The 17,255-nt window shown below is 47.0% G+C and carries 12 protein-coding genes and 1 pseudogene; 11 read left to right on the top strand and 2 right to left on the bottom strand.

Going from position 1 to position 17,255, the window contains the following annotated elements; genetic code table 11:
- Positions 1-116: 116 nt before the first annotated feature.
- The 5 genes and pseudogenes from AC4EHB_RS11615 (at position 117) to AC4EHB_RS11595 (ending at position 8,487) form a co-directional block, all read left to right on the top strand.
- Entirely contained in the window at positions 117-4,313 is a 4,197-nt protein-coding gene (locus tag AC4EHB_RS11615; protein WP_490981590.1) for a tetratricopeptide repeat protein, read from the top strand.
- Between the two features lie 158 nt (positions 4,314-4,471).
- Complete coding sequence (locus AC4EHB_RS11610; protein ID WP_490981589.1) at positions 4,472-5,341, top strand: EAL domain-containing protein; 870 nt, start codon at positions 4,472-4,474, stop codon at positions 5,339-5,341.
- A 252-nt stretch (positions 5,342-5,593) separates the two neighbouring features.
- Positions 5,594-6,769: a hypothetical protein gene (locus AC4EHB_RS11605; RefSeq protein ID WP_490981588.1), complete on the top strand. Its 1,176-nt coding sequence runs from the start codon at positions 5,594-5,596 to the stop codon at positions 6,767-6,769.
- A gap of 12 nt (positions 6,770-6,781) precedes the next feature.
- Positions 6,782-7,543: pseudogene (locus AC4EHB_RS11600) on the top strand (FUSC family protein); the annotation flags it as partial.
- A 275-nt stretch (positions 7,544-7,818) separates the two neighbouring features.
- Positions 7,819-8,487: a vWA domain-containing protein gene (locus tag AC4EHB_RS11595; RefSeq protein WP_490981587.1), complete on the top strand. Its 669-nt coding sequence runs from the start codon at positions 7,819-7,821 to the stop codon at positions 8,485-8,487.
- Between the two features lie 220 nt (positions 8,488-8,707).
- Here the strand turns inward: AC4EHB_RS11595 and AC4EHB_RS11590 are convergent, their stop codons facing one another.
- Positions 8,708-9,322 carry a hypothetical protein gene (locus AC4EHB_RS11590; protein WP_490981586.1) on the bottom strand — a complete coding sequence of 205 codons (615 nt, stop codon included), beginning with the start codon at positions 9,320-9,322 and terminating at the stop codon, positions 8,708-8,710.
- Positions 9,323-9,643: 321 nt separating this feature from the next.
- Between AC4EHB_RS11590 and AC4EHB_RS11585 the strand changes: the two genes are divergently transcribed.
- The 4 genes from AC4EHB_RS11585 to AC4EHB_RS11570 all read left to right on the top strand — a co-directional run bounded on the left by AC4EHB_RS11585 (position 9,644) and on the right by AC4EHB_RS11570 (position 15,560).
- Complete coding sequence (locus tag AC4EHB_RS11585; RefSeq protein WP_490975893.1) at positions 9,644-11,566, top strand: PTS mannitol transporter subunit IICBA; 1,923 nt, start codon at positions 9,644-9,646, stop codon at positions 11,564-11,566.
- Between the two features lie 99 nt (positions 11,567-11,665).
- Positions 11,666-13,750 (top strand): BglG family transcription antiterminator, encoded by a 2,085-nt coding sequence (locus AC4EHB_RS11580; RefSeq protein ID WP_490981585.1) that lies wholly within the window; start codon positions 11,666-11,668, stop codon positions 13,748-13,750.
- Positions 13,751-13,755: 5 nt separating this feature from the next.
- On the top strand, positions 13,756-14,889 hold the full coding sequence (locus tag AC4EHB_RS11575) for a mannitol-1-phosphate 5-dehydrogenase (RefSeq protein WP_490981584.1): 1,134 nt from the start codon (positions 13,756-13,758) through the stop codon (positions 14,887-14,889).
- A 230-nt stretch (positions 14,890-15,119) separates the two neighbouring features.
- On the top strand, positions 15,120-15,560 hold the full coding sequence (locus AC4EHB_RS11570; protein WP_490981583.1) for a GNAT family N-acetyltransferase: 441 nt from the start codon (positions 15,120-15,122) through the stop codon (positions 15,558-15,560).
- A gap of 131 nt (positions 15,561-15,691) precedes the next feature.
- Here AC4EHB_RS11570 and AC4EHB_RS11565 read toward each other — a convergent pair whose 3' ends face one another.
- On the bottom strand, positions 15,692-16,264 hold the full coding sequence (locus AC4EHB_RS11565) for a DUF4256 domain-containing protein (protein WP_490981582.1): 573 nt from the start codon (positions 16,262-16,264) through the stop codon (positions 15,692-15,694).
- A 316-nt stretch (positions 16,265-16,580) separates the two neighbouring features.
- Here AC4EHB_RS11565 and AC4EHB_RS11560 point away from each other — a divergent pair, with 316 nt between their 5' ends.
- Together AC4EHB_RS11560 and AC4EHB_RS11555 are read left to right on the top strand one after the other, a co-directional pair.
- Positions 16,581-16,805: a hypothetical protein gene (locus tag AC4EHB_RS11560; protein ID WP_490975899.1), complete on the top strand. Its 225-nt coding sequence runs from the start codon at positions 16,581-16,583 to the stop codon at positions 16,803-16,805.
- A 212-nt stretch (positions 16,806-17,017) separates the two neighbouring features.
- Positions 17,018-17,233, top strand: a complete 216-nt coding sequence (locus tag AC4EHB_RS11555; RefSeq protein WP_490975900.1) for a hypothetical protein — start codon at positions 17,018-17,020, stop codon at positions 17,231-17,233.
- Positions 17,234-17,255 lie beyond the last annotated feature (22 nt).

The following is a 17,255-nucleotide window of genomic DNA, read 5'->3' as shown; positions in this document are numbered from 1 at the left end:
CCCTCTGGAGATTGCTGATAAAATGCCGAAAACGCACAAAATACCTTGAAAACCATTGCGTCCTATAATTTTCCACAATATAATGAATCATCTGAATAAAAAGGGGATAGCAAGAAATGAGAGTTGGGGAGAAAATGAGAGCAAATGAGATAAAGACAGCTGGCCAATTAATTGAAGCGATTCGCGCTTTATGGGACGCACGGTCGAAGGCTCGGCTGCGCGAATGGTTGGAAGAACTGGAAACGGAAGATGATTATTATCGCTTGATTCGCTTGGCGGATCAAATGGATTTATATAAATACAGCAATTTGCTGGCGACGCATGCGTATAAGCGTTTTGGGACGCTGCGCCCGTTTGCCTGGCATTGCACGCGGCTTTTAGAGAACAGCAAGAGCCTGGAAGCGGAAGAGCGCATGGCCGCACGCCTTCAAGTAGTTGCGGATACGGCCTATACGGTGGAGGAACGGGTTTCGGCACATACGCTGCTGTTTCGGGTATTCTGCCAGCTGAACCGTTTGCCGGAAGCAAAAGAACAGCTGGAGAAAATCAACGAAGCGCAAGGCGTATTATGGCCGGACTTGGAAGCTTTCTATTACCTGCACGGCGGGGAATGGGACAAAGCGGAGAACATTTTAACGGATGCGTTGGCGGATGGCTCCAAAGAGCGCGAAGAGTATGTTCGCCTGCTGCTGGCGGATCATTTATCGGTGATGGGACGGCAAGAGGCATCTTTGGACATGTTGCTTTCGGGGCAAGCCGCATATCCGGGCAATTGGTCGTTTTGGATGGAGCAGGTAAAAAGGCGATTCCTGCTCGGCCGTTATGAAGAAACGATTGGGCTTATGGAAGAAATCAACTCGAAAAATCCGTTTCACATCCAACGGGAATATTATGCTTACTTAACGGCGGAATGCTTGTATAAATTGGAGAAATGGGATGAGTTGGATGCTTGGGTCCAGGACCATCAAGGGGTGTTGGAAAAGACGATTTACGGCAAGGCGGCAATCCAACGCGGCGCAACACGCAACCAACTGAAACTGACGCCGAAACTCCAGAAGCTTGATTATTGTGTGCCGGCTTCATTGTCAATTATGCTTGAAGCGTTTGGCATGGACATCGGCCAGGACGAAATTGCCACGCATGTCTTCGATGTGACGGGTTCAAAACTACGTACCACAATGGAGTATATGGAATCGCTCGGTTTACGGGCGCAATATTTCAAAGGCACAGTGGACGTCTATAAAAAGATGATCAACGCCGGCGTTCCGGTGCTGCTCAGCATGATGGTCGAGAACAACGCGCACGTCCAAGTCGTGGTCGGCTATGATGACCGGCTGAAGGCGCTCCTGATCCAGGATCCGAATGACCAAGCGCCGTTTCTGGTGACGTACGCCGAGATGAAAGACGCCTATAAGCTGACCGATTCGCTCAGCATGGTCTTCGTCAAAGAAGAGCAAATGCATTTAATGGCACTTCTAGATGAAAGGGAGCACCGTTTCTTCGAGCGCTTGTACGAATTTCTGGATGAAGAAGGCGAAGGCGAGAGCGAGGCATTCATCGATTTTCTGCAAGAACATAAAGAACAACGCTACGCGGCTGTGGTCGGAATTTCGATTTTATTTTCAGACCGGGCGAAAGCTTTACACGCTGATTGGGTGGAGCAACTGCGCCAGGAACTTGGAAGCGAGGATGCGGAACTAGCGCTGTTGACGGCGCACATGCATTACCAGAAAGACGAAATGCCGGAGGCGCTGGCGAGTCTTGCGGCTGTAAATGAAAAAAACAGTCCGTATGCGCTGTTTTTGAGAGGCGTTATTTTGATGGGCCAAGACAGCCAAGAACGGGCAATCCCTTATTTGAAGCAGTCGATCGAGCTGGATCATTACCAGCCAGCCGCTTATAGCCATCTGGCGCGCTGTTATATGGAAGTCGGAAAATTGTTCCAGGCGCATAAATGGTCGGCAATTGCGCTTGCCCAGCTGCCGTCGGATATCTATGCGCAGATTACGCATAGTTTGATTCAATATGAGTCTGGCGCGTACGGACAAGCGTTGGAGCGTTTCAGGAAACTGAGCGCGGAACTGCCGGAAGACGGCTATTTCGTCTATGAAATCGGCCGCTGCCTGCTCGCGCTCGGCGAAGAAGCGGAAGCGGTCATCTGTTTTGAACGCTATATTAAAATGGCTCCCGAACGGCCATATGCGTATCTGCGGATTGCTGAAATCCATATGGAAGCCGAAAACTGGGAGCCAGCAATGGCTATTGTCAATCGAGGCATCGAAGGAGCTGAAGATAAAGACGTGCTTCACGTCTACCGGGGCCATATCGCAATGGAGCAGGAACAATTCACAGCGGCAGAAGCGGATTACCGGACAGCGCTCCAGCTCGATCCGGAAGACTTGTTTACGGTGACGTATATCGCGCATAGTTTGGTAAAGCAGCAGCGTTTTGATGACGCGGTGGCCTTTTTGGCAAGTTGCGTGGAACAAGGGGACACCGGCTTCTTCATCCGGTCGTCGACGATGCTGTGGGAAGAATGGCCTGAATACGACGGCCAGCAGCAAGCGATTGCGTTATTGGAAAAAGGGCTCCAAAAGAAAGAACTGGAAGGATTCACTGACATCGCGCAGCAATACATGGAGTTCGGGGAACATCCGTTGTTCCGGAATCGCGTACTCCATCAATTTAAAGACATGCGCAACATTGAAGCCGACGAAGCGCTGCTGTGTTTTGAAGGGCAATTGCATGAACAGGCCGGGAACAACGAATTTGCCCGCAAGCTTTATTTGCGGGCGCTTGAAAAAGCGCCGAGTGCGCAGGCACATTTCCAGCTGGGCTTATTGGCAATGGAAGCGGGCAGGCACAAAGAAGGCATCCGCGAGCTTCTTCGCAGCGCGGAACTGGACCCAGGCAATACAGCGGTGCGGGAAGCGTTGATGCATGCCTATATCGAGGTTGAGGACATTCCGCGTGCGTTTGCTGTGGCGCTGTTCATTTTGCAGAATGATTCGCTGGAGCTTGAATTCGATGAGCTGTTCGATCTTGCGAGAACAGAAGAGTCGGTCGCTGCGATTTCGAAAACGCTTGAAGGAGTGGCCGGGCAAGTGCCGGAAGAATGGCTCTTTGCCGCTAAAGCACTTTGCGCAGAAAAAGAAGGGGATTTTGCGGAAGCGGAAGCGTTGTTTGGACAGGCCAAAGCGGTCAAAGGTGCATTCCCTTCCAGATACCAGCATGTGCAATTCTGCGCAAGAAGAGGCGAATTCAAGCGTGCAGTGGCTTTATTGGAAGAGTTGATAACGGAACGGCCGGAAGATGAAAGGCTGTACGGTGAATACATTCGGATTCTCGCGCATCTTGGCAAAACGAATGAAATCAGCAAGCGTCTGAAAAAACGGCTGCGCGGCGAGCAATTGGGATTGGCCGAAACATTTTGCGCCGATGAACTTGCTCAATTGTTTACGGAAGCCGAAGAAATGGAAGAGGCAGAAGAGCAGCCGAGAAAAGGCATCATCGGCAGGTTCTTCCATAAAGCGCAGCAGCTGCGGATGATATCGAACGTCTTTGCGCTTTACGACGAAGCCGCTAAGCAAATCCCGAAAAATGAATTGCCTGTCATGCGGCAAGCCGCGTTTTGCTTAAGCCGGGGAATGGCGAAAGAAGCCGTCGATGAACTAAAGCCCTTCGTGAAACGCACCGGCCATTACGATGCTGCCGTGCTGCAGCTGCAGGCCATGATGCAATTAGCGGAGGAAAAGGATTCACCGAAAATTCTCCATGAAGCCATTGATCTGGCAAAAGAGCTCAACGCGCAGCAGCCAGCCGATGCATCGGTATTGTCGGTGTGGGCCGAAGCACTTGGCAGCCTTGAAAAAGACGATGAAGAATTGGCAAAATATGAAGAGGCGCTCCGTTTGGAACCTTTCAATGGAGAAGCCTATACTATGGTCATGCAGACACTGGCTGAACAGCGGCCAGGGGATGTGGAAGCGTTTATCGCGGGCATCCCGGAAGAAGTGGAGATTCCGGAATGGATCGAGCTGGCCCGTGCGCAAAGCCAGTTGACCTTAGGCAATGCGCCAGCAGCTCATGCGATCCTGGTGCCGCTGACGCAGCAGGAAAAAGAATTTCAGCCGGCCATTTACGAGCTGGCCCTCTGCGAAATGAAGCTCGGCAACAAACAGGCGGCCATTAAGACCTTGCGTAAATTATTCCGCAAAGAGGGCGCGGAAATGTACGTCCTGGTGATTGCTGGAGAGCCGGCGTTTGAGGAGATCCATGATGAAATTGATAAACTGATTGAGGAATTGTTTTAAGATACCTGCTAATAAAATCTGCCGCTTCGCTGGGATCATCATTCCGGTGGAGCGGCTTTTTTTGTTTTATTCATCGAATGGAAAGAACAGGCCACGTGAAAAAATTTACAGAAATTTTACAATGCAATAAAAAACATTGGCGTATACTGTAAGGTGGCATGGATTCAAAGTTAGCGCAAGGGAGATCGGATATCATTAGTTTAAACAGCATGATCAAATTTTTGAAGTACTTGGCAGAAAACCAAAAAGCCCTGTTTGAGGCAAGCGAAAAAGACGGAAAACTTGAAGAGCTTATGCAGGCTGAGAATTTCCAGACCGCCTTCCAACCGATTTTGGCTTTAGGGGACGGGGAAACGATCGGTTTTGAAGTTTTGAACCGGCCGGCCAGCACACCGATATTCCCGACAACGGAAGAATTTTATTCCTATATAGGCAAAAGCAATAATGTCTTTCGCATCGAAGGATTTCTGCGCAACCTTTCTCTTCAGCGATATGCAGAACAGCTGAAGGGATCAAAAAACCATCGCGGCGGCTTGATCTTTTTGAACATCCAGCCGCAAGTTTTGACAGATCCTTCTTACCGAAGCGGCACGACGCTGGATTTGCTGGAGACCTATAATCTGTCCCCCGATCAAGTGGTGCTGGAATTGACGGAAAAAGAAGCAGTGACGGATTACACGGAATTCGAGAAAATCATTGATAATTACCGGCAGCAAGGCTTTCGGATCGCGGTCGATGATGCAGGGACCGGATATAATAGCTTGAAAACAATCATTTCGTTGAAACCTGAATTCATCAAACTCGATAAATCGCTGATACGGGGCATACATAACGAACCGGCCCAGCAGCAATTGGTGGAATTGCTATTGGGATTTGCTGCGCAATCGAATACGAAAATTATTGCAGAAGGCATTGAGGATTGCTTGGAACTGAATTTTTTAAGAAATTTGGGAATCCATTTTGGCCAAGGCTACGCGCTTGGCCGACCGGGTCCGGTGCTGAAAAGCGGCCAAGTTCCATCACTTTGAACAAAGTTTTGTGGTGCCAGACATTACACATTTAAAACCGCCGCTCCCTGGAAGATTGCTTCTCGGGAAGCGGAAGAAGTGTTTGCGAATTGAACTAGTGTTACGCATAGGAAGGTGTTCTGCGCAATGCAGAATGCTTTCCTTATTTGTTTTAAAGAACGACCCATACACTTGGGTTCAAGTGAGCTTAGAAAGGATAGATTTTTCAGAGATAATGGGTAAACAATAGATAAACGGCAGAGGAGGGCTAGGATGCGCAAACAAGCGGATAACAAAAGATCTCAATTCCTGAAACTTGCAGCGCAAGCGTTTGCCATCAACAAACAAGTTCCACTTCCTTGGGCAAAAGCGCTGTCAGCCGGTGTTTGTTCCGCGCTGCCCGTCTTGATCGGGGTGTTGATGGGACAGGTGCAATATGGATTGATCGCCGGTCTCGGCGGCCTGGCGTTTTTATATATGTTCAACGAACCGTACGCCTTGCGTTCGAAAAAGATTTTCTTCGCGGCACTTGGCTTATCTTTTTCTGCGGGTCTCGGCACATTGCTGTCGCAAAGTCCGGTTCTTGCTGCATTGGCGGTGGGCTCTATAGGAGCCATCGCTGTTTTCATCTTTGGGGCATATCAGTTTAACGGACCCTCCGCCATCTTTTTTGTACTGGTGTTTCTGATCAATAACAATATGGTGGAAGAGCCATCTTTGGCTTTTCTTCACGCAGCTCTTGTCTTTGCAGGAGGATTTTTGTCTTGGGGAATGGCGATGTGGGGGTGGAAGCTGAATCCTTATGCCGCAGAAAAAGCGGCCGTCAAAAAAGAATACGGTGAATTGGCGTCGTGGCTCGAGTCAGCGGACTCGCCAAATTTTTATGAATCCCGCCAAAAAATGTGGGCAACGATAAAAGCGGCGGAATCCACCTTGGCATCTGGCTACAGCGTACGGACTACGGGTGAAGAACGTCAACGCTTGGTGTCGCTCCATCAACAAGCGAAATTGATTTATTCTGGAGCGATTGAACGAGTTGCCAGCGGTTCGGCTATACCGGCGCAAGCGCTGGAAGATATCCGGTTAATCGCTCTTTCGATTGGAGCGGCCGGCAATAATCGAGCGCGTGCATCCGACTCAGAAGAACATGAGACAGACGATGTCTTGTTGCAGCACATCCAAAAAGTCGATGGCATTCTTAATGCGGCCGCTGTTACACAGAACATGAGCAAAGAGCTCGTTGCAGACTCTTTCACCACGGTCTTTTTCAATTCGTTCAATAAAAACTCGATGGTCTTTTTTGCGGCTCTGCGCTTTGGCGTTGTGGTGACAATCGCTGCGCTCATCGCCAATTTCTTGAACGTAGAGCCGTCTTATTGGATTCCATTATCGTGTGCCGCCGTCATGTCAGGCGCAACCGTCATTTCAACGTTCAACCGCGCGCTCTAACGCTCAGCCGGCACAATTGTCGGCATCGTGATTGCCGCTATCCTCCTATCCTTCCAGCCCGAGGGCCTATTCATCGTGTTAGCCATATTCATATTAACGGCATTAACGGAACTGGCGATTGTCTTGAACTATGCGGTTGCCGCGTTTTTCATTACACCCAATGCGTTAATGATTGCTGAAAGCACATCGCAGATCGGGGACATTTCCTATTTTGCTTCCGCCCGTGTAATTGATGTCTTGATCGGTTCAGCCATCGGGCTGATTGGGACATTACTCATTGGCAGGCGGCACGCTTCAAGTTTTCTGCCGCAGATGACGGCAAAGGCCTTGCGCAGCCAGCAGCGTTTTATCGGCATGCTGTTTTCGCCCCATACCCCTAGTAAGAGTGGCTTTGATACGATCGAACAGCAGAAAATGAAGACCAATCTCATTGATTTGAAATTGGTTTTCGACACCGCGAGAGGCGAGCTGTCAAACAATAAAGGAGATGCCGCATCTTTGCTGCGGGTCTTTTTCGCGCTTGAACAATTGGGATTCTTGCTCGAGAATACCGCGCAAAAAAACAGGCAGACCTTGTCTCCAGTAAAGTTGGGGCAGCTGTATCTTGTGTTTGAAATGATGGCAAATGCCGTGGAAGACAAATGGCTTTTTTCAAAACAGCCGGTTCCGGAGATTCGGGGGTTTCCTGATATTGAAAGGGAGCTTACTGAGTTGCAGGAAGCGGTCAACATTTTGAAACGTCCCGGACCCGCAAACGATTTTAAACGATTTTGACTATGCACGACCCTTTATATTGTATGCAAAGCCGCTCCCCTTGGATCACCATTCTTGGGGGGCTTTTTATTTTATTCACCCAGATGAATGGTGTTGAATTGTGCATAACACAGGGTTCATATGCGGGAAGATATACATCGGATGGACTTATACCCAGAGTAAAAAGAAGAAATAGATTTATAAATTTCGAATATTAAAAATAATTAGAAAGTAATGGTTTCAAAATGATTTTCTCTTGCTATACTAGAGAAAGGAATATATTGGGAGGTTTGAGAATGACTACAATTTCATTGAAAAAGAAAGCGGCCAACATTGTATTGGAGAAGAAGAATTTAACCGGTGTAATGGCTAGAGTGGCGATTGTATTAGACATTTCAGGTTCGATGTGGAGTTTGTACCGGGAAGGCGTAGTTCAAGAAGTAGTGGAGCGTGTGCTGGCTGTGGCAAGCCAGTTTGATGACGATGGCGCTTTGGATGTCTGGGTTTACGACAACGAGTTTTCCCGATTGCCTGCGGCTACAGAAGAAATCTTTCTTGGCTACGTAGAAAAAAATATTTTATCGAATGACGCAATACATAAATTTGGCAGGAACGACGAACCGAAAGTGATGGAAGACGTCATACGCAAGTATACGATAGAAGAGCCTAGCGACCAACCAGTCTTTTTGGTATTCATCAATGACGGAGGGTGTAAGCCTGGAATTAAGAAGTTCATTATCGAATCTTCTTACCAGCCGATTTTTTGGCAGTTTATCGGTCTTGGCAACGCCAATTTTGATGTATTGAGAAAGTTGGATACGATGGAAGGCCGGTTTATCGATAACGCTAACTTCTTTCATTTGCAGGATGTCAGCAAAGTGACGGATGAAGAGTTGTACAATCAGATGCTGAATGAGTTTCCACTATGGTTGAAAGAAGCGAAAGAGAAACGGATTTTGCGGTAAGCTAGACTTTTCCTATGAGGCCAATTTGAAATTTTTGAAGAAGTCAGGAGTTTTTTGCAGAGCAAGATTAGCCAACAAGCATAAGTATCGAAACAGAAAAAATTCAAAATGCTCTGATGGTACAGGGGTTGCCATACGAAAAAACCGCCGCTTCCAATGAATCGAAGTTCAAGGGAGTGGCGGTTTATTTTGGGTTATGCAGTTTTAAAAGAATATCAATCTAGTTCTTTAGTTTTTCCACTTCTGCTTCACGAACTAAAAACATCGGAGCCAACACCAAAAACATAACACTTACAAAATAAAAAAGCAGTGCAACACCTGTATTTTCAGGCGCTTCGTTTCGCTGCATCAACCCCATTAAAAATATTCCGACGGCAATTAAAACCATCGTATACATGGATAAAATCGTTGCAAGCACTTTATGGTCTTTGTTCACAAAGCTCTTCACTGTTCGATTTTTAAAATGGTGGGAGATTAAGTTTATAGTAATGGTTGCTGCTAACAGCATCCAAAAATATACGGTTCCAAACAACAGCTTAAATAAAGGGGAGATGGCGAAAAAAACGATGCCCATCAACATGATATAAACTTGAAACGCGTAATACCTCACCATGTCATTCTTGTACTTCGTCCATAAAAAATATAAAATACCTAAAAAAACGAACATGAAACTGCTGTTGATGATAAGCCACACCCCTACTGTCTTTTCCGGAATGAAACTTGAAACGACCATCATGATAGAGAATAAAAAAAGTGTCATGCCTAAACGGTGATCTGCCGCGACTGGTTTTTCTAGGGTGGTATGAGATGAATTGATAACATTAACTTTCTCCATTAATGCTTCCTCCTTGATTTAGATCCCAACGTAAATTTTATGTCTCTTTTATACTAACAGATATTGGAATTATTTTACTGAACTAACCAATATTTTTAAATGTCGTTTTTCATTAAAAACGGATTTAAAGAATACTCAAAAACAGCATTTTGAGCTCTCTTTCAACCCGCTTTCTTCCTATAGAAATAGAAACATCAGCCTTGTCCCGACAACGGCGACAAAGATGACTTTCTTTAATATTGAATGCGCTTCCATTTAACCTCTATAATTCAAGTAAGAATAAAAAGAGTAGCTGCTCTTTTAACAGAAAGGATGAATGAGATGAATCAAGCGACGATGAAAGTACATGTCCAAAAGTTTGGCAACTTTTTAAGCTCGATGGTGCTTCCGAACATCGGGGCATTTATCGCTTGGGGATTGATTACGGCATTGTTCATACCGACGGGCTTTTTCCCAAATGAACGACTCGGCACAATGGTCGGTCCGATGATCACGTACCTGCTTCCCCTGCTGATCGGCTATACAGGAGGACGGCTGGTTTATGAACAGCGAGGCGGCGTCGTTGCCGCAATTGCCACGATGGGAGTTATCGTCGGCGCACCAGATACACCGATGTTTTTAGGGGCCATGATCGTTGGACCGCTTGGGGCATTCGTCATCAAAAAGTTTGACCAATTGATTGAAGGCAAGATAAAGACCGGTTTTGAAATGCTGGTCAATAACTTTTCTGCCGGTATTTTGGGAGGCGCAGTTGCAATTCTTGCATTTTATGGCATCGGACCGGCAGTCTCTGCTTTAACAGAAGTCCTCGTGTCAGGAGTAGACTGGCTGCTGGAGGCAGGCTTATTGCCGCTGACGAGCATTTTGATCGAACCGGCGAAAATCCTGTTCTTGAATAACGCCGTCAACCATGGCATCTTGTCGCCAATCGGCTTAGAGCAAGTCCAACAAAACGGAAAATCTCTCTTATTCTTGTTGGAAGCAAACCCAGGACCAGGTCTTGGCGTCCTGCTTGCCTTCATGGTATTCGGCAAAGGGATTGCGAAACAATCCGCACCAGGAGCAGCAATCATTCACTTCCTAGGCGGTATCCACGAAATTTATTTCCCTTACGTACTGATGAAGCCGATGTTGTTACTAGCAGTTATTTTCGGCGGAATGAGCGGTGTCTTCACACTTGTATTGATGGGCGGAGGCTTGGTAGCACCAGCTTCACCAGGAAGCATTTTGGCGATTGCGGCAGTGACGCCGCCTGAAGGAATGGCGTATGTCGCCAACTTCACCGCAATATTCGTGGCAGCCGCGGTTTCCTTCCTGATTGCATCTGTCGTATTGAAATCAAGCAAGGAAACTGAAGAAGATATTGACGCTGCGACAAAGAGAATGGAAGAAATGAAAGGCAAGAAAAGTTCAGTTGCCGGCGCATTAGCGGGAACGACAGCCACGGCTGCAGGCGTTTTCCCAAGCAATGTGCGTAAAATCGTCTTTGCGTGTGACGCCGGTATGGGGTCAAGTGCCATGGGTGCGTCTCTGCTTCGCAAGAAAGTGAAAGAAGCGGGGCTAAATGTTCACGTAACGAACACCGCCATTAGCACAATTCCTAGCGATTCTCAAATCGTCATTACACAGGAAAAGCTGACGCCGCGTGCGCAGCAAAAAGTGCCAGATGCTCATCACATTTCCGTCGATAATTTCTTATCAAGCCCGGAATACGATCAATTGATCAACAACTTGGACAGCGGCGTTACAGAACAGCAAGTCGGGCTTGTGGAAGAAAGCGAAGCGGCTGCAACGGGAACGCCTCAGCCAGCTGATGACGACCAATTGCTGCTTGAAGAAAACATTTTCATCAACAAGAAATTCAGCAATAAAGAAGAAGCGATCCGCTTTGCCGGTGAAGTGATGGTGAAGGCCGGTTACGTTGAACCTTCTTACGTCGATGAAATGTTGAAACGCGAAGAAATCACGACAACTTATATGGGCAATAACGTGGCCATTCCGCACGGCACGGAAGAAGCCAAAAAAGCGGTTATCAAATCAGGCTTTACTGTTGTTCAGGTTCCAAATGGAGTAGACTTTAATGGAGAAAGCGCAAAATTGATCTTTGGCATCGCGGGCAAAGACGGCTCGCATTTAGAGATCCTGTCAGGAATCGCCGTCATTTGCGCGGAACAGGACAATGTAGATGAAATGGTGAAAGCCCGCACCGCTAAGGAATTACTAGCGATCATCAATAGAAAATAAATAGCAAGAACGGAAAGGCGGGGATACCTGCCTTTTTGTTCTATTTTGCATTTCTCGCTCTTGAAGAAGGAAAACTTAAAAGTGAAGTGAGTGAGATTGATGTATATCACATTTAGGGAAAAATCCATCACAGAGTTGATTGTCAGAACATCGGGGAAGCATACGGTGCACTCGTTATCCACCTATTTAAATGTCAGTGCGCGGACGATTCAGCGAGATTTGAAATCGGTTGAGAAGCTGCTGAAGCAATTCGATTTGGTTGTGAAGCGCAACGCGAGCGAGGGCCTCTTTATTGACGGGAACAACGAACAAATCTATCGGCTGGTACAAAGCTTAATCAGCGTCAATCCGACTGATGAAAGGCCCGAAGAACGAAAGTTGAGTTTGCTGATCATTTTGCTGCACGAAGGTCCTTCTTTCAAAAAGCAGGTGCTCGCCAATGAGTTGGGCATCAGCACGGCCACGCTGACATCTTATTTGGATGATTTGACGGAGTGGCTGCATAAGTTCTCAATCAGGCTGTCCAGGAGGAGAGGCGTCGGCGTGGAAGTGGAGGGGCAGGAAGTCCATAAACGCCATGCATTGGCTAGTTATTTCCTTGTCACCTTTTATGAGGAGCTTGTTGAAAGCTTGTATTTTCTTCAGCAAGGCAAGAATTCGGAGGACAACATCCTGGGCTATTTTTCACCGCATTATTTGTCAGTGGTCGATCAGTTGGTGAACCAGCACATCAATCAAAAGCAGACGCGTTTGGCCGACAGCGATTATATCGGTTTGGTGGTCTATTTCTGTCTGACGCTGCAGCGGACGGAACAGCGTTTCTTGCTGGAGCCGGCCGTGCTGGCGAATGAATTCAGCAGCGAGTTTCAATTGATGGATGCGCTCGGCGATGAATTGTATAGCCAGCTTGGAGTCCGCTTAACTGGGGAAGACCTCCATTTTTTGTCGATGATCTTAAAAGGCTCGAAAGTGCAGGCAGCGGACATGGTTTATTACGACAGCGTCTTGTTGGGCAAGCTGATCAAAAACCTGATTGGCGATGTATCATCTCAGCTGCATGTCGACTTGACCAATGATTTTTCGCTTTACCAAGGGCTTCTCGCGCATATGGGACCGTCGATTTTCCGCTTAAAACAAAATCTCGAATCGTTCAACCCGCTGACCGATGAAATCAAGCGGAAGTATCCAGTGTTATTTATGGCGGTGAAGCAAAGCCTGGAGAATGAATTCAAGGACATTGAATTTCCAGCCAATGAAATTGCCTATATTGTCCTGCATTTCGGTTCGGCATTGCTCATGAACGAGGAAAAGGTCCGCATCGATGCGGTGGTCGTCTGTCCAACAGGCATCGGAACCTCGAAAATGCTGGCGAGCCGCATTCAAAAAGAGCTTGCCGAAATCAATTCGGTGGAAATCTTATCAATCAATGATTTTCAATCAGCGCATTTCCAGGATTACGATTTGGTGATTTCGACAATCCGCCTTCCTGTAACGGATGTGGATTACATCATGGTCAGCCCGCTGCTCAGCGACAAAGACATCGGGTCTATCGAAAGCTACCTGCAACGCAACATTGAGAAAATCACCAGCAAAAAGCAGTATTTAGTTGTTGAAAAACCGGGCGAAAGAGATAAAAAGAAAAACAGGCCGAACGTCCAGAAGCTTCTGCGGGAAATTAAAGATGTCCAAAAGAGCATGAAAGCGATATTAGCGAATTTCAAAGTGCTTAAGCATCCGCAAGCGGCTGACCATCGGACCGTACTCGCGGATGTGCTCGCACAAGCGGAACGCGACGGGCTTGTGAAGAGCGCAGATGCCGCAATGCGCCAATTAGACGACCGGGAATCCAAAGGCGGGCTGGGCATTCCGGATACCAATATGGCTCTTTTCCATTGCCGCGATGAAACCGTTCAGGAACTTTTATTTCAAGTGGTGCATTTGGATACGCCATGCCCGGTCAAAGGAATGGACGGCGGGCAGGTAGAGATGCGCAACTTGCTGCTGATGCTGGCGCCGCTCGACATGACCGACCGGGAGCAGGAAATTTTGAGCCTCATCAGTTCGAGTTTAATCGAAAGCGATGCGGCAATGATGATTTTTTCTTCGTCGAACGAAAGCATGATCCGAAACAAGCTGGAAGATGTATTTTACGAATACCTACAAAATAATTTGATAAAGGACTGATGACGTTGAAACAAGCCGTTCATTTTGGAGCAGGAAATATTGGCAGAGGTTTTATCGGGGCGTTGTTTTCCGAATCCGGCTACCACGTGACATTCGTGGATGTTGCCGATGAGGTCATCAATAAATTGAATGAAGAAAAAAAGTATCACGTGAACATGGCTCAAGCCCAGCCAGAAAGCGTAACCATTGAAAATGTCTCGGGCGTCAACAATATGAAAGACGAAGCGGGAGTTCTCGAAGCGATCCGCAGCGCGACGTATTTGACGACTGCGATTGGTCCGAATATCTTGCCGCGGATTGCACCGATCATTGCGAAAGGCATCGCAGAGCGTCTTAAAGCGACGGATGAAAAGTTGTATGTCATCGCTTGTGAAAACCAGATTGGCGCAACGGATATTTTGAAAGGCCACATTTTGGACAACCTGGATGATGCGTCAAAAGACAAACTTGAAGGCACCGTCTATTTCTTCAACTCTGCGGTCGATCGGATTGTTCCGATTCAAGAAGGCCACTCTCTAGATGTGCTTGTAGAACCATATTTCGAATGGGTTGTGGAAACGGCAGAAAACATTCCGCCGGTCACAGGCATGACGATTGTGGAAACCCTGGCACCGTTTATCGAACGCAAGCTGTTCACCGTCAATACCGGCCATGCCGTTATTGCGTACCTTGGCTCGCTTGCCGGCAAATTGACGATCGACCAAACCTTGGCCGATCCAGAAATTGAAAAACAAGTGCAGGAAACGCTGAAGGAAACAGGCGCATACCTTGTGAAAGAATACGGCCTCGACGAGCAAGAGCATCTAGCTTATATCAATAAAAACATTGAACGCTTTAAAAATGCGTTTTTGAACGACGGCGTGACGCGCGTAGGACGAGCACCGATCCGGAAACTGGGACCGGATGACCGTTTGATCCGCCCGGCGACACAAGCTCAAAAAGCAGGATTGCCATACACTTATTTGGCCAAGGCGATTGCTGCAGCGTTGGCATTCAACAATCCGGAAGATGAAGACGCAGTGAAAATCCAAGCGATGATCAAAGCAGACGGCCCGGCTTCTGTCTTGAAAGAGATAAGCGGACTGGATGAAGAAAGCGAAATCACTCAAGAAGTGGTTCGCCAGTATGAGGCTTTGTAGAGGAATTTAATGGATACTTGTGCCGCACACTATTCCTAGGTGATTCTGACAATGCACGACTATTTATATCGTATACACCGCCGCTCCCAGCGAATTAGCGTTCCGAGGAGCGGCGGTTTTTTATTCATGTGAATAAGTTGTGCGGAATTGTGCCGGAGACAGGGGCTGCTGGAATAATGCGCTATATAGTAAACTGTAAGCAAGTGGCATAAAAGACGGGAGTTGGTTGTATGGAATGTAGACTTTTTCACGACAGTGACCTCCACGGATGCGCTGAAACATTCGTGAGCGTTTTCAATGAGGCGCCATGGAACGATGAATGGGAGATGGAAAAAGCAACGAAGTATCTGCAGGACTTTTCCCGGACTCCAGGATTCATCGGGATTTTGGCAGTAGAGGGCGAAACCATTATTGGCTTTCTCTTTGGCAGCAGCAGAAAATGGTGGAGTGGAGATGAATTTTTCATCAATGAAATGTGCGTCAAAGGCAAACAACAGAAAAAAGGCGTGGGGAAAGCTCTCTTGAAACAGTTGGTGGATGAAATGGGCGACAGTGCGGTCACCAACATCTCCTTGTTGACGGATCGCGGGATTCCGGCGGAAGAATTCTATAAGAATAATGGATTTGAAGAGATAGAGCGGCTTGTGTTTTTAAGCCGGAATGTGGATTAAAGAGATGCAATAAATTGAAACCGGTCAACAAAAAAAATGAGATTCCAAGGCATACAATCTACCTTGGAATCTTATTTTTGTTTACACATGTACATAATTTTCTTTATTGGCTTTTGAAGTCCATTGAAATCTTAAACTTTCAGCGCCCCGCGGAACCCGCGTGCGGCATAATAGGAATCGGCGCCGTTGTGGTACAAGAAGACGCGGCCGTAGCGGAAATCGCAGAAAAGGGCGCCGCCGAGGACCCTGACATCAGCAGGTGTCTGCACCCAGCTCGACGTTTTCGTATCGAACTTTCCAAGCTTCTGCAGCGCGCGGTACTGCTCTTCCGTCAACAGCTCGATGCCCATATCCGATGCCATACCGACCGCGTTGTTTTCAGGTTTATTTTTCTTCCTTGCCTCCAGTGCTTCCGGATCGTAGCAAACGCTTCTGCGGCCATTCGGGCTTTCCGCTGAACAATCATAGAAAATATATTCATCTTTCGCTTTATCATAATCCACAACATCCGGTTCTCCGCCCGTTCGTTCCATTTCATGAAGCGACCACAGCTTTTCAGCATTTGCTTCCAGCTTGGCTTGAACTTTAGGCCATTCCAACCATTCATGGCGAGTTATGTTTTTTTCGAAACGTTCTTTCAATCCGCTGAGTAAGGCTTCGCGTTGTTCTGATGACAAGCTTTTTTGAGTACTGCTCTTTGCCATAGTTGTTTCCTCCTCATTATTATGGTTCACAACCGTAATGATTCAAGTATACAGAAAAGTCGGTTCTCTGGGGAAAAGAAGTAACCGATTCAGGATCGAAAGGTGGAACTGTAGGCGTTAGAAGGTAGATGCAATATTATGGCAAGATTCGGGAATACGGGTACAAATGGCTGTGAACATTTCGACTCGGTGCGCTGCTTTCACTTAACCTTACAGGATGACAGTTCTTGATTTTGCTGTAATTTTTTTTGCACGGTCCATATAATTTAAAGGGTTATGCCACATTATCTAGAAGTTGAACGTAGGAGGTGAAAAGATGAAAAAGTATGTCATCCAGTATTCTTTAGAAAAAGGGCTAGCGGTGGAACGGACGGTGGAAGCAGAATCGAGAGAAGATGTGGCCGCCATGGCATTATCGGAACAGATCGTTCAATTTGAAGATATTTTTGGGGAATTGAACTTATTTAACAAAGACGACATTAAACTAGTGAAGATAAAGGATTATACCGAACCTGTTAATACGACGAGAAGGGGTGGATGAAGAAGAGGGATCGGCCCGCTCAATCCAGCCTTTTTCTTATTGTTCAAACCATTAAGTAGTGCTATATCATCGGCCAGTTCACGACTTCCGCGAGCAATGCTTCTCGGCCGGCGTCATTTCCCCCTCGTCAACTCCTTGCTGATTTTAAATGGGATTAACATTGCCGACAGTGGGTAAACCATAACTAATCATTTAAACAGGAGGGATCGGCAATGGCTAGAAAAGGTACAGCAGGACGAACGCCAGAAAAACAAATAGGAGCCCGCGAATCCGGAATTGACAAAGCGATCAACAAAACCAAGGAAGCTTTAGATGGGGATAATAAAGCAACGGATTATGAAGACGTCAAAGGAAAAGAAGAAATGGAAGATGCGAAAGAACATTCAAAAAAAGTATCGAATGAGCAGCCGCGCGATACCCAAAGTTAAAAGTAAACGCATGTTTTAAGGT

It is taken from the genome of Planococcus sp. TJ-302 (assembly GCF_058268455.1).
The sequence above is the reverse complement of the archived record's forward strand: the minus strand, read 5'-3'. Positions and strand labels throughout refer to the sequence as shown.